Source organism: Neorhizobium sp. NCHU2750, assembly GCF_003597675.1.
Taxonomy (GTDB): Bacteria; Pseudomonadota; Alphaproteobacteria; order Rhizobiales; family Rhizobiaceae; genus Neorhizobium.
In genome coordinates this window covers 807,405-820,545 of sequence record NZ_CP030827.1, presented here as the reverse complement: position 1 = coordinate 820,545, position 13,141 = coordinate 807,405, and the positions used below count along the sequence as shown (strand labels likewise).

The 13,141-nt window shown below is 63.8% G+C and carries 14 protein-coding genes; 8 read left to right on the top strand and 6 right to left on the bottom strand.

The window, feature by feature from the left end; all coding sequences use genetic code 11:
- The first annotated feature begins 83 nt into the window (after positions 1-83).
- A complete protein-coding gene (locus tag NCHU2750_RS04085) occupies positions 84-389 on the top strand; it encodes a putative quinol monooxygenase (RefSeq protein WP_119939301.1) in 306 nt (101 codons plus the stop codon).
- 26 nt (positions 390-415) lie between these two features.
- Positions 416-1,432 carry an aldo/keto reductase gene (locus NCHU2750_RS04080; protein ID WP_119939300.1) on the top strand — a complete coding sequence of 339 codons (1,017 nt, stop codon included), beginning with the start codon at positions 416-418 and terminating at the stop codon, positions 1,430-1,432.
- Between the two features lie 116 nt (positions 1,433-1,548).
- Here NCHU2750_RS04080 and NCHU2750_RS04075 read toward each other — a convergent pair whose 3' ends face one another.
- A complete protein-coding gene (locus tag NCHU2750_RS04075; RefSeq protein WP_162939483.1) occupies positions 1,549-1,908 on the bottom strand; it encodes a hypothetical protein in 360 nt (119 codons plus the stop codon).
- Between the two features lie 669 nt (positions 1,909-2,577).
- On the opposite strand from NCHU2750_RS04075, the gene NCHU2750_RS04070 reads away from it, so the two are divergent.
- Positions 2,578-3,333: an SDR family oxidoreductase gene (locus NCHU2750_RS04070; RefSeq protein WP_119939298.1), complete on the top strand. Its 756-nt coding sequence runs from the start codon at positions 2,578-2,580 to the stop codon at positions 3,331-3,333.
- 203 nt (positions 3,334-3,536) lie between these two features.
- Positions 3,537-4,475, top strand: a complete 939-nt coding sequence (locus NCHU2750_RS04065) for a DMT family transporter (RefSeq protein ID WP_162939482.1) — start codon at positions 3,537-3,539, stop codon at positions 4,473-4,475.
- On the opposite strand, the gene NCHU2750_RS04060 is transcribed toward NCHU2750_RS04065, so the two are convergent.
- Positions 4,472-5,362, bottom strand: a complete 891-nt coding sequence (locus NCHU2750_RS04060) for a DMT family transporter (protein ID WP_119939296.1) — start codon at positions 5,360-5,362, stop codon at positions 4,472-4,474. The genes NCHU2750_RS04065 and NCHU2750_RS04060 overlap by 4 nt on opposite strands.
- Positions 5,363-5,523: 161 nt before the next feature.
- On the opposite strand from NCHU2750_RS04060, the gene NCHU2750_RS04055 reads away from it, so the two are divergent.
- On the top strand, positions 5,524-6,936 hold the full coding sequence (locus tag NCHU2750_RS04055) for an aminotransferase-like domain-containing protein (protein ID WP_119939295.1): 1,413 nt from the start codon (positions 5,524-5,526) through the stop codon (positions 6,934-6,936).
- Here the strand turns inward: NCHU2750_RS04055 and NCHU2750_RS04050 are convergent.
- Positions 6,914-8,341: an MFS transporter gene (locus NCHU2750_RS04050; RefSeq protein WP_119939294.1), complete on the bottom strand. Its 1,428-nt coding sequence runs from the start codon at positions 8,339-8,341 to the stop codon at positions 6,914-6,916. The two genes, NCHU2750_RS04055 and NCHU2750_RS04050, sit on opposite strands and share 23 nt — an antisense overlap.
- A gap of 234 nt (positions 8,342-8,575) precedes the next feature.
- On the opposite strand from NCHU2750_RS04050, the gene NCHU2750_RS04045 reads away from it, so the two are divergent.
- Positions 8,576-9,217, top strand: a complete 642-nt coding sequence (locus NCHU2750_RS04045) for an outer membrane protein (RefSeq protein ID WP_119939293.1) — start codon at positions 8,576-8,578, stop codon at positions 9,215-9,217.
- Positions 9,218-9,320: 103 nt separating this feature from the next.
- Here the strand turns inward: NCHU2750_RS04045 and NCHU2750_RS04040 are convergent, their stop codons facing one another.
- Entirely contained in the window at positions 9,321-10,238 is a 918-nt protein-coding gene (locus tag NCHU2750_RS04040; protein ID WP_162939481.1) for a DMT family transporter, read from the bottom strand.
- Between the two features lie 350 nt (positions 10,239-10,588).
- Here NCHU2750_RS04040 and NCHU2750_RS04035 point away from each other — a divergent pair, with 350 nt between their 5' ends.
- A complete protein-coding gene (locus NCHU2750_RS04035) occupies positions 10,589-11,389 on the top strand; it encodes a hypothetical protein (protein WP_119939291.1) in 801 nt (266 codons plus the stop codon).
- A 128-nt stretch (positions 11,390-11,517) separates the two neighbouring features.
- Here NCHU2750_RS04035 and NCHU2750_RS04030 read toward each other — a convergent pair whose 3' ends face one another.
- On the bottom strand, positions 11,518-11,931 hold the full coding sequence (locus NCHU2750_RS04030) for a nuclear transport factor 2 family protein (protein ID WP_119939290.1): 414 nt from the start codon (positions 11,929-11,931) through the stop codon (positions 11,518-11,520).
- A gap of 119 nt (positions 11,932-12,050) precedes the next feature.
- Here NCHU2750_RS04030 and NCHU2750_RS04025 point away from each other — a divergent pair, with 119 nt between their 5' ends.
- Positions 12,051-12,536: a MarR family winged helix-turn-helix transcriptional regulator gene (locus NCHU2750_RS04025; protein WP_119939289.1), complete on the top strand. Its 486-nt coding sequence runs from the start codon at positions 12,051-12,053 to the stop codon at positions 12,534-12,536.
- Positions 12,537-12,548: 12 nt separating this feature from the next.
- Here the strand turns inward: NCHU2750_RS04025 and NCHU2750_RS04020 are convergent, their stop codons facing one another.
- Positions 12,549-13,022, bottom strand: a complete 474-nt coding sequence (locus tag NCHU2750_RS04020) for a VOC family protein (RefSeq protein WP_119939288.1) — start codon at positions 13,020-13,022, stop codon at positions 12,549-12,551.
- Positions 13,023-13,141 lie beyond the last annotated feature (119 nt).

The following is a 13,141-nucleotide window of genomic DNA, read 5'->3' as shown; positions in this document are numbered from 1 at the left end:
GGGTTAAGCCCTCCCCCTTGTGGGGAGGGTTGGGAGGGGGCCTTGTCACAGCTAATTTATGAAGATCCAAGGATAGACATCTAATGACTGAGAGCAAAAACCCCGCCAAGATTTCCGCGACGCTGACCGCGCTGCCGGGCAAGGCTGACGCGCTGAAGGCGCTTCTTCTTGGCATGATGGCCGATTGCCGGGCGGAGCCGGGCAACCTGCGCTGGGATATCTGGCAGGACCGGGCCAATCCCGAGCGTTTCGTGCTCGACGAGCTCTATGTCGACAATGACGCGGTGGCGGCGCATCGCGAGACGCCGCATTTCAAGGACTATGCCGCAAAAATCCCCGGCCTGGCGGAGCGGGTGGCCTATGTGCTTGCCCCCGTCGATCTCGGCTGAAGCCCCATCAACAGGAGGACGACAGAATGACACGGAAAGCCACTTTGAAGGATATCCTGCCGAGCAGGCTCGGTTTCGGCGCCGCCCCGCTCGGCAACATGTTTCGCGACATTCCCGAAGAGGAAGCACTGGCAACGGTGAAGGCCGCCTGGGAGGACGGCATCCGCTATTACGACAATGCCCCCTTCTACGGCGCCGGGCTTGCCGAAATCCGCATGGGCGAGGCGCTTTCGGGCCGGCCGCGCGATGAATACGTGATCTCCACCAAGGTCGGCCGGGTGATCCTCGACGAGATCGAGGACACGAGCGCGCTCGACGGCGACAAGACGGGCGTGTTTGCCCATGGGCGGCCGAACAAGGTGGTCAACGATTATACCCACGACGCGACGCTGCGCTCGATCGAGGACAGCCTGAAGCGGCTGAAGACCGACCATATCGAGATCGCCTTCGTGCACGACCTCGCCCAGGATTTCTGGGGCGACCAATGGCTGGAAAAGTTCGAGGAAGCCCGCAACGGCGCCTTCAAGGCCCTCGACCGGCTGCGCGACGAAGGGGTGATCAAGGCCTGGGGGCTCGGGGTCAACCGCGTCGAGCCGATCGAGCTGGTGCTGGAACTCGACGAGCCGAACCCGGACGCCTTCCTGCTGGCCGGTCGCTATACGCTGCTCGACCATGACAAGGCGCTGCAACGGGTGATGCCGATGGTGGCGGAACGGGGCCTCGGCGTCGTGGTCGGCGGGCCCTACAGTTCGGGCGTCCTCGTCGGCGGCCCGAATTTCGAATATGCGCCGGTGAAGCCTGAGATGAAGCAGAAGATCGCCAGGATCAAGGCGATCGCCGATCGCTACGGGATCAGCATGAAGGCGGCGGGCCTGCAGTTCTCGCTCGCCAATCCGGCGGTCGCCGCCGTCATTCCCGGTGCCAGCCAGCCGTCGCGCATCGCCGAGGACAGTGCCGCGCTGAAGGAAAAGGTTCCGGCCGACTTCTGGCGGGAACTGAGGCAGGAAGGGTTGGTCAACCCCGCGGCACCGCTGCCGGCCTGAGGACCAGGTATTAGGGCTCAGGGCTCATTATAACGGGAAAGGCCCGCGGCCCGACCATCGCAAGCGAAACAGCCCCGCATGCCTGTGGCCTGCGGGGTCTTCCGTTCAAGATCAGTTCAATCGGGCTGGCGGGCCTCGCCCAGGCTGCCATCCGCAAGCCTGGCGTCGACAAATCGGCTTTCCGCAAATCTGCCTTCCGTCAATCTCGCTTCCGTAAGCCTGACTTCCGCAAATCCGGCGTCCGGCACCCTGGCTTCTGCAAGCCTGCTTTCAACCGACTGGTTTTCCCGGCGCACGACGAGCAGAAGTGCACCGAAATAACCGATCTGCATGAGGACGAGCGAAGCAAAGCCAAAGCCGAGGCTCCACCACAGGCCGTTGCCCGTGACGAGGCTTGCGACAGAAATAAGGGCCGACATGAGCAGCATTCTGGAGAAGCCGCAGGGCACGTGAAGGTAACGAGGCAGTTTTTCCATGGCGTATACCTTGTTCATCAAAAATTAACTTAACGCCATTTCATGGTCTTTTCATACCCCATATAGGTGAAGTCCGGCGAAATCTTTGGCGACGAAGCATTGCAACTGTGCAATGCAGCAAAACCACCAGCAGAATGCCGACAAGGAGACATGTTTTCCCGACGCGGCGGATGGCCGAGGGCGGAGATCTTCGCGCCATCCGGATGGCGCATTTCGATGGACAGGATCGCCCGTGTCTGCCAGTAGACCTTCGGGACGCGACCGCCGTTATCTATAGAACGGGTTCGGGCAACAGATTGACGTCACGTTGCTGCCGCGAGATCACGCTGGCCGTCCTTTCAATTTCCCCGACATCGACCCGTCGAACACTTGCGCGTGCCGGCGTACGACGGCGGCAGGATTGACCAATTGCGACCGGTCGCATAGGTGTTCTGGCGCAGCCGCACGCTTGGCGCTGCCGTAGGCGTTACCGTCATCCAACGCGTCCTTGGCCGAGAGGGTCCCCGCTGGGAGAACTCGGCCTGAAGGCACGCGGCATGGAGTGATCCAGCCCCTGACAGACCGACTTTTCCAACCCGTCCAGCGGGTCAGGGATCGGTGTGGCGCGGGGTACTGACATACACGCCTGCACCTGCCTTTCCCCGACAGACGTTTGGAAAGGATCCAACCATGAACATGACAGACAACACCATCCTGATCACCGGCGCCACCAGCGGCATCGGTCGGGCGCTGGCGGAAGCCCTGCATGACCGCAGCAACCGCGTCATCATCACCGGCCGGCGGCAGGACCTCATCAACGCGGTGACCGCAGACCGCCCCGGCATGAGCGGGCTTGTGCTCGACCTTGCCGATCGCGCCTCGCTTGCCCGGCTGAAGGGCGAGGTCGCGCAGCGATTTGCCGACCTCAACGTGCTGATCGCCAATGCAGGGATTTCGAAAACCGAGGACATGACATCCGACGACTGGAGCGCGGAGGATGCCGAGACGGTGGTCGAGACCAATGTCGTCGGTGTGTTGCGGACCGTGGCGGCCTTCCTGCCGCTGTTGAAGCGGCAGCGACAGGCGACGATCATGGCGACCAGTTCGGCGCTTGCCTTCGTGCCGCGCGCCGACTTTCCGAGCTATTGCGCCAGCAAGGCCTTCCTGCATTCCTGGCTGGTCTCGCTGCGCCACCAGTTGCGCCATATGCCGATCGAGGTGCTGGAACTGTCGCCGCCCTATGTGCAGACCAAGCTGACCGGCGCCGGACAGCTTGCCGATCCGCGCGCCATGCCGCTCGACGTCTTCACGGCCGAGGTGATGGCCATGCTGGAAGAAGGCCGGTATCCGGGAGGCGAGCTTCTGCTTTCCCGCGACCATGTCCGCCGTTTTGCCGAACACGACGGCAGCTATGACCACATTTTCGCGATGCTGAACCCCGATTGAGACGGATCGGATCACGCAACGCCACCCGGCGTCGAAAGCGCCGGGTGGCCCCGTTCCTGACCGGCGAGAGCATGAACGGAGACGGGCAACCCGTTGCGGGTCTACCCTCGCCATGCAGCGCCTCCCGCGCTACAGAAGCGAAGACTGCCTCCGATTCCCGTCTGTGGGGAAGGCGACAGGACAATCTCTGGCAGGGGCGCGCAGTGCTTATTTCGGAAATTTTCGCGGTCAGCGCGGCGGTCTGCTCGGCCTTGAGCTCGATGCTTATCAGCGAGCTGAACGGCCGCGTGGCGGTGCTGAGGCTTGCCCGCTGGCAGCTGACGGCATCCTTCCTGTTCACCTCGGCGGCCGCCACCGTGCTTGACGGATGGAGAACGCTTGGCTGGTGGCAGATTGAAATGCTGGTGGCTTCCGGCTTTGCCGGGATCGTCATTGCCAGCACGACCTATCTGGCGGCAATCTATGCGGCAGGCCCGCGCGTGACCGCCCTTTTGTTTTCACTGGCATCCCCCTTCGCCCTGCTCTTCGGCTATCTCATCTATGGCGAAACGATCTCGCTTTTGCAGGCTTGCGGCGTCAGCCTGATCATTATCGGGATCGTCGTTGCGATCGGCGTTCGCCGACGAGAACCTCCGCCGCTGATCCCGTTGGCCGATGGCCCGCAGAAACCTGCCCCGGCAGGGTTGCTCCAGTCGGTTTCGACCATGGGCATAGTTCTCGGCGTGATCACCGCGCTCGGTCAGGCATCCGGCAGCCTGCTGGCCCGTCCCGCCATGATTTCCGGCGTCGAGCCCTTTGCCGGCATGGCAGTCCGCTGCGGTTTTGCAGCGATATGCTACTGGTCAATGCTCGCCGTTCCATTCCTGCGTCGCCGCTCCATGGCAAGCAAGGGCGAGACTTTCCGCCGCCAGGATTTCGGCATCGCCATTGCTGCAGCCTTTTTCGGCACTTCGCTCGGCACATCGCTGCTGCTGGCGGCATTGCAGACGGGAAGCGTGGGCATCGTCTCGACCCTGTCGTCGATGACGCCGATCGTCATTTTGCCGATGGTGTGGATCCGCAGCGGCCAGATGCCGCGCGCCTATGCCTGGGGCGGAGCGCTGCTCGCCATTATCGGGACGACGATGCTGAGCCTGAATTAACGCGCGAACCGCTTGGCAGCGGCGACGCAAAGGATGACGCCGAGCGTGACGATGAACATGGCAGGCGTCACCTTCTCGCCGAGAAGCAGCGCCGCCAGCGCCAGGCCGAAGAAGGGCTGCACCAGCTGCAGCTGGCCGACGGTTGCCGTGCCGCCCTGCGACAAGCCGCGATACCAGAAGATGAAGCCGATCAGCATGGAAAACAGCGAGACATAGGCAAGACCCGCATAGGCCGGGCCGCCGATGCCGGCAAAGCTTGCCGGCAGCAGCGCCAGCGTGCCGACGAGCATGACCGGCAGCGAGACGACCAAAGCCCAGCAGATGACCTGCCAGCCGCCGAGGCTTTTCGACAGGGCCGCACCTTCCGCATAGCCGAGGCCGCAGACGACGATCGCCGCCAGCATCAGCCAGTCGCCGAAGGAGAGGCCGAAAGAGGAAGCTCCCATTGCCGTAGATGCGCCACCCTGCGCCAGGGCGAAGCCGGTGACCAGGAGGCTGCCGAGGATGGCAAACAGCCAGAAGGCCGGTTTCGGCCGTTCGCCGCCACGGATGACGGCGAAGATGGCCGTTGCCAGCGGCAGAAGCCCGATGAAGACGACCGAATGGGCGGACGAGATGTGCTGCAGCGCCAAGGCGGTCAGAAGCGGAAAGCCGACGACGCAGCCGAGCGCGATGATGACGAGCGACATCAACTCGCTCCTCTGCGGCCGCTTCTGGCGGAAGGCGACGAGCAGCAGGAGCGACAGGAGCCCGGCGATCGCGCCGCGCGCCACCGTCAGGAACAAGGGATCGAAACCGATTACCGCAAGCCGCGTGGCCGGCAACGATCCGGAAAAGATCAGCACGCCGATAAAGCCGTTCAGCCAACCCGACAAACCACGGTCCATGTTTTCTCCAGTCCTCAAGTGGCACGCGGTGTCGTGCCGATTGTCATCGCAGATGATGCACCGCCCTTATCCTCCCGAAGCCCTCGCCTCGCCAGAAACAGTCTGATACAATTCGGTGAAACTGTTGTGGTCACACGACCAGTACGGATGAGGGTGCGGACATGGATCTTACGACGGAGCAGCCGGCCGGCAAGGTGGAGATGGTGATGGCGACGATCCGGCAGCGGATTGCCGGCCGTTCCCTGACGCCGGGGGCGAAGCTGCCTTCGGTGCGGTCGCTTTCGGCAACGCTGTCGGTCTCGACCTCGACCGTGGTCGATGCCTATGAGCGGCTGGTGGCGGAGGGGGCGATCTCCTCGCGGCCGGGCTCCGGGTTCTATGTGGCAAACCAGGCGGCGGCGTTTTCGCCGGCCGAGGCCGGGCCGAAGCTCGACCGGGCGGTAGATCCGTTCTGGATCTCGCGGCAATCGCTGGAAAGCCGCGAGGACAGCCTGAAGCCCGGCTGCGGCTGGCTGCCGCCGGACTGGCTGCCGGAAGACGCCATGCGGCGGGCGCTGCGCGGTGTGGCGCGGGCGGACGCGACCTCGCTTGCCGATTACGGCACGCCGCTCGGGCTTTTGCCGCTGCGCCGGCTGATCTCGCGGCGGATGGCCGAGCGCGGCATGGAGGCCTCGCCGGAACAGATCATCCTTGCCGGCTCGGGCACGCAGGCGATCGATCTTCTCTGCCGCCTGCTGATCGAGCCCGGCGATACGGTTCTGGTCGACGACCCATGCTATTTCAACTTTCATGCGCTCTTGAGAGCCCATCGGGCAAAAATCGTCGGTGTGCCCTATACGGCGAACGGGCCGGATCTTGCGGCCTTTGCCGCAACCGTTTCGGCGCACAGGCCGCGGCTCTACATCACCAATTCGGCGATCCACAATCCGACCGGGGCGGTGCTTTCGCCGGTCACGGCGCATCGGGTGCTGAAAATCGCCGAGGAATTCGACCTGACGATCATCGAGGACGACATCTTCGCCGATTTCGAAACGGGATCGGTAGCGGCGCCGCGGCTTGCCGCCTTCGACGGCCTGGACAGGGTCATCCATATCGGCAGCTTTTCGAAAACGCTGTCGGCTGCGGCGCGCTGCGGCTTCATTGCGGCGCGGCCGGACTGGATCGAGGGACTGACCGACCTCAAGATCGCCACCTCGTTTGCCAGTGCGCGGCTGACGGAGGAGATGGTCCATGCCGCGCTTTCGGATGGCGGATACAGAAAGCATCTCGACCTGTTGCGGGCACGGCTTGCGAAAGCGATGGCGGAGGTGAGCGGCAGACTGTCGGATCTCGGCATCGAGCCGGTGATCCGGCCGCAATCGGGCATGTTCCTGTGGTGCCGGCTGCCGGGAGAGGCCGATGCAGCGGCACTGGCGCAGGCCTGTATCGGGCAGAATATCGTGCTTGCCCCCGGCAATGCCTTCAGCCTGTCGCAATCGGCGAAAAGCTTCATGCGGTTCAATGTCTCGCAGACGCTGGATGGGCGGATTTTCGAGGCATTGAAGGGAGCGCTCAAGCGACAGGTTTCAGCCTGACGCCGAAACCGAGAATGAAGCTTGCCAGCGCGCCCAGGGCGGCCGTGCCGTAAAGCCAGGTGGCGGTATCGCCGGCCGATCCCGCGCCAAGGCTTGCCGCAAGCCCGGTGGCGGCCGCGATCGTGCCAGAGAGTGCCGCACCCACGGCATAGCCGGCAGTCGACATGGTGGGCAGCAGCGCGCTTGCCCGGTCGCGCTCGCCCTGATCGGCCGCTTCCATTGCCACCTGGTTGACATTGGCCCAGGCAAGCCCGAAGCCGGTGCCGATCAGCATCTGGCCGAGGATGACGAGCGGCAGACATTGCAGTGCGAGTGCCGCGGCAATCGTGGCAAAGCCCGCACCTTGAAACAGCGGGCCGGCGCGCATTGCGGCGTGGCGGGCGGTCTTTCCGGTGACGCGGGCGGCGACCATGGCGACCGCGCTCCAGGTGAGTGCCATGACGACGATGACATAGCCGGTTATGGCCGGGGCAAGCTGAAAGACCTCGCGCAGCAGAAGTGCCAGATAGGTGCTGCCCGCCGAATGGCCGGCCGACATGAGGAACAGCATCAGGAAGGCGCGACCGAGCACCGAACCCGGCCTGAAGGCGGCGGCGGGAAACAGCGGCGCGCCGAACCGCCCATCAAGGCGGATGGCGAAGACGAGGACGGCCAGTCCCGCCGCCAGCATGCCGCCCTGCCAGAGCGGGCTTCTGCCGGCCGAGGAGAGTGCCAGCACAAAGGCGGAGGCGACCCAGAGGCCGATGGTGAGCGGCGGAAAGGCTGCAGCCCTGCCCTCGCCCGTTTTCGGCCTGGTAAGGCCGGTCATGGCCGCCAGTGCCGCGAGAAGCGGCAGGACGGCGAGAAAGGATGCCCGCCAGGATATGCCCTGCGCCAAAAGCCCACCGACGAGCGGGCCGAGCAATGCCGCCACCGCCCAGACGGTTGCCTCGACGGCAAAGACGCGGGCGATCAGCGCGGCCGAAAAATTGGCCGGGATGAGGCTGTAGCAGATCGCCACGATCAGCCCGTCGGCCACGCCCTGCAGCAGGCGGCCGGCGACGATGAAGCCGAAGGCCGGCGCCAGCATGGCCATGACGCCGCCAAGCGCGAAGACGAGTGCTGCGATGGCGAGGCTCAGGCGCACGCCGAGCCGGTCGCGAAGCGAGGCGGCCAGCGTGCCGCCGGCGATCGAGCCGATGAAATAGAGGCTGTAGACCCAGCTGAACCAGCCGCGCCCGCCAAGTTCTGCCGCCGCAAGCGGCATGGCGGCGACGATGGCGAACTGGTTGAAGGCATGCAGCCCGATGCCGCTCGAGATCAGTGCCAGCATACGGCCGTTTTCGCCGGACATGAGGCTGGGTGCCGCGCCTGTCGCGCGCCGCGTCGTCCCGTCCTTTGCGTGTTCGGCGTCCCTCACATCCATGGTATAGACTTAGGATTGCAATCCCGTCCGCGGTCAAGCCCCAGCGCCGAAGCCGGCCCACTTACAGCGGCAAACCAGCCGTTTTCAGACGCCCGGCCACCGGTTTTGAACCCGCCTTCGCCATCGCCTGCACCGCCCTGCCCGATCACTCTTGTGCTACCTGAGATTTCGCCTCTGGTTTTTTTAGCATTCGCTCCTAGATCATTCGATGTAACGCATCAGGAGGTCATGCCCATGAAGGGTATTTTCGTTCTTGCTGCGGCCACGGCCCTTGCCGCGTCGACCGCAGCCTACACTGAAGCCTTTGCGGCGGATGCTGTGGAGCAAGTGCCGACCGCGCCGGCCGCCGTCGATACGATGCCCGTCTTCACCTGGAGCGGCCCCTATCTCGGTGCCCATACCGGCTATGGCTGGGGTGACGGGCATCTGGAGGGTGCCGGTTCCGACGATTTCGACGGATGGCGGCTCGGCGGGTTCGCCGGCTATAACTGGCAGTTCTCCAACGGTTTCGTCACCGGTGTCGAAGGCGACATCAACTACGACTGGAACGACAACAATTACGGCGGCGGCGTGAAGCTCGAAGGCGGCGTCAACGGCTCGGTGCGCGCCCGGCTGGGTTACGCGATCGACCGCACGCTGATCTATGCGGCCGGCGGCTGGACGGCGACCGATGTCAGGCTGAAGGCGCCGACCGGCAATGACAGCGACACGCTGAACGGCTGGACGATCGGCGCCGGCGTCGACCACGCCTTTACCGACAATGTCTTCGGCCGGCTGGAATATCGCTACAACGATTACGGCCATGGCCGCCTCGACGGCGCCAATGTCGATTTCAACCAGAATATCATCCAGGTCGGTATCGGGGTGAAATTCTAGGGCCGTTTCGACCAAATTTCATGAAGACGCGCCCGACAGGGCACGAGGAAAAGCCGTCCGTGCAGCCTGCGCGGGCGGCTTTTGTCATCCTGAGGCCGCGTGGTCAGCCGTGGCTCGAATTATTCGGCACGACGGGCTCCTGCGCCTTCACCTTGGCGCGATGGAAGATGAACATGCCGGCAAAGACGATGACGACGGCGCCGACAAGCGTCTGCCTGTCGGGGAAATCGCCGAAGAAGGTCCAGCCGAAGACGATCGCCCATAAAAGCAGCGTATATTGCAGCGGCGCCAGCAGCGATGCGGGGGCAAGCTTGAGCGAGCGGGTGATCATCAGATGCGCCGAGCAGGAGACGACGCCGAGCAGCAGCAGGGCTGCCAGCTGCTGGCCACTGAAGGTGCTCCAGGTGCCGATGCTCAGGACGATGCCGGTCAACAGGCTGCCGAGCGTCTGCCAGGTGACGAGCGTCACATCCGGGGTGGAGCGCAGTACCCGGCCGAGCACCAGCGACAGCGCGAAGGACAGGCTGCCGACCAGCGCGAAGATCGACGGCCAGGAGAGCATGGCCGAGGACGGCCGCAGCGCGATGACGACGCCGATGAAGCCAACTAAGACCGCCAGCCAGCGCCGCCAGCCGATCCGCTCGCCGAGGAGGAAATGCGAGATGGCCGCGACATAGATCGGTCCGGCCATGTAGAAGGTCATGACATCGGCGAGCGGCATATAGGTGACGGCCGCATAAAACAGCGCCGTGTCGCCGGTTGCCATCAGCACGCGGGCGAACTGCCAGTGGGGTTTGTCGACCTTCAGGAGCGATTTGGCCGGAGCGCGCGACAGCATCGGCCCCAGCACGAGAAAGGCACCCAGCGAGCGGACGAGCAGGACCTGCCCGACCGAGAAGCTTGCGACCAGCCATTTGCCCATGGCATCGTTCAAGGCGAACATGAAATCGCCCACCAGCATCAGAAGGATGCCGGCCAGAATGACGTTACCGCCGACGGCATAAGCCGTTGTAGTCTTCATGATGAAAAGGCGCTCCGCGACGCCATTTTCGAAAGCGCCCGAGGATGCCCGGCGATGGAAGCGCCGCGCCTGACCGGGATCGTTTCGATACCTGTTGGAATGGCGCTGCTTATGCGCCATTGCTGACGTTTTGCAAGAGCTTATCTGCCTATTTATGCAGCGTCATGACGATTTTACGGGCAAACCGTTGCAACTGCGGCAACACGCGCGTCCATCGACTTTGCCGGCATGGCCGGAGCGTGATCGCCGGACCACAGCTCGCGGCAAATGCGCGATGGACGTTTATTCCTCGTTGATTTCCCGCTTTGGTTGATTTCAATATTCAACCGGGAGAATGGGGGAGATGAAGCATGTCCGAGGTCAAACTCACGAACCGTGGCCGAGCCTATACGGCGCCGGGCAAGCCGGTCTTGAAAACCGGCGTGCGCTGGAAGGCATTGGCGCGGCGGCTGCTACCGACGGCCGCACTGCTGCTCGGCGGCTGCGTCAGCATCGATTATGATGGGCTGAAACCCGGCGGCTTTACCGGCAGCCTGATCGTCATGTGGGTCGGGGCGGGCAGCGACAAAAGCGGCGACGGGCAATTCGTCTTCGTGCCCGATCCGGCGGATCCGCTGACCTTCACCCGTCCAGGCGACGGGCCCGCCAAGGTGATCCGTCCTGGTGTGATGTATACCGACGGCGGCTCGATCCCGCGGATCGCGCAGGTGTTCAAGGGCCTCAATCCGTGGGGCTATGCGCCGGCCTACATGATCCATGACTGGCTGTTTACCGCGCAGCACTGCATCGTCGACAAGCAGAGCAATGCCCAATACGACAAAATGGCGGGGGTCACGTTCAAGGATTCGGCGATCATTCTCGGCGAGGCGATCCAGGGCCTGGTCAAGGCGAAGAAGGTACAGCGGGACGACGTGGCGGCAAGCGCGATCACCTCTGCGGTCGGCAGCGGCATAGCCGAGAACCTGTGGACGGTGAAGGGCGCCTGCGCCCGCGAAAAGGTGAGCAATGCCCATCTGGCGCAGATCGAGGCCGCTGTTCCCGGCAGCACCACGCTTTCGGCAAAGATCGGCGGCATGAAGACGATGCGGGAAATCTGGCGGGCAGCGCCGACTACCACGCCTGCTCGGGTGGTGTCGGTGGTGAAATTCTAGGGCGTGCTTGCCTAGCGTGAAGCGAAACCGGCGGCTTGAGCGTTGCGGGCGGCTTTCCTCAGCCACCCCGCCGCCATGGCACGGATGGCCCGCGGATCACGGGGGGGCAAGATGGATCACCAGATCGTTCAGGCCGTGTCGCGCACGTCGAAGCGGGTGATCCTGCCATCCTGCAGGCGGAAGAGATGCAGCACCGTCTTGTCCTTCAGGCCCTGTGACGGCTCGCCCAGCGGGCGGCCTTCGAGATCGTAGATCTTCTGGATCACCTCGACCTCGATCGTCTCTTCCGCAATGCCTTGCGCCTTGTCGTCCGGGGCATCGCCGGCGAGCCTGCGAATCGCCACGGGTTCGACCACCGGGCGGACGATCGCCCATTGGCGGGTCCAGTAGTCGCGCAGGGCCGCGTGGCCGTGGACATGGCCGCCTTCCATCGCATTGGCCCAGGCGACATCTTCGGATGTCACCGCCAGAACGCCATCGGTATCGCGGGCGTTGAAACGGTCATAGATGAGCTTCACCAGCTCGGCGTGGTTTTCCGACATGTCGTTCTCCTACTCGTCCCGCGTGATTTCCAACGTCAAGGCCATGCTTGATCGGCGCGGCGCGCAGATATATATGTACGTATGTAAATCACTGTCAACGGGTCTGGAAAGGCAAGAGAATGGACGAGGATGTGCTGTCGACGCCGGGGCATCTGATCAGCCTTGCGGCGCGCGGCTTTGCGCGGCTGAGCGAAATGCGGCTGAAGCCTTTGGGTTTCGGTGTCGGGCAATTGCCGGTTCTGGTGGCATTGCAGGATGGCGAGGCCAGCACCCAGCGTGATCTCGCGCGGTTTGCGAGAGTGGAACAGCCGCCGATGGCGCAGATGCTGTCGCGCATGGAGCGCGATGGGCTGATTGCCCGCACGCCCGACCCGAATGACGGTCGCAGCAGTCTTGTCAGCCTGACGGAACTATCCAAGACCCGCATGCCGGATGCGATCGACACGCTGTTTGCCGGCAATCGCGAGGCGCTTACCGGGTTCAGCGACGAGGAGAGGCAGCAGTTTACCGATTTGCTTCTGCGGTTGATCGACAATCTCGACCGGATCACCAATCTCGAGCCGATCGTCAATCTCGACCCGATCACCGGCACTTCTCAGACCTAAAATCTTCCGCGCTCAGCCCTTGCGGGCAGCATCGATGGCGGCGACGTCGATCTTCTTCATCGTCATCATCACATCGAAGGCGCGCTTGGCCTCCGGTCCGCCGGCCTTCATCGCCTCCATCAGGGTGCGCGGGGTGATCTGGAAGGATATGCCCCAGCGGTCCTTGCACCAGCCGCATTCGCTCTCCTCACCGCCATTGCCGACGACGGCATTCCAGTAGCGGTCGGTTTCCTCCTGGTCTTCGGTTGAGATCTGGAAGGAGAAGGCCTCGTTATGCTTGAAGATCGGGCCGCCGTTCAAGCCGATGCAGGGAATGCCGCAGAGGGTGAACTCGACCACCAGCACATCGCCCTCACGACCATCCGGATAATCGCCCGGCGCGCGGATGACGGCGCCCATCGCGCTGTCCGGAAAGGTTTTGGCATAGAAGCGGGCGGCGGCCTCGGCCTCGCCGTCATACCAGAGACAGATGGTGTTCTTGTGCATGGCTCAGCCCTCCCCCGGCCGATATCGTTTGCTGCCGCGGGCGCGCTTCACCCTTCGGCATTGGGGGAGATAAGGGAGGAACGGGCTTTGGCCAGTGCCGCGGGGCGGTTTTGACGAAT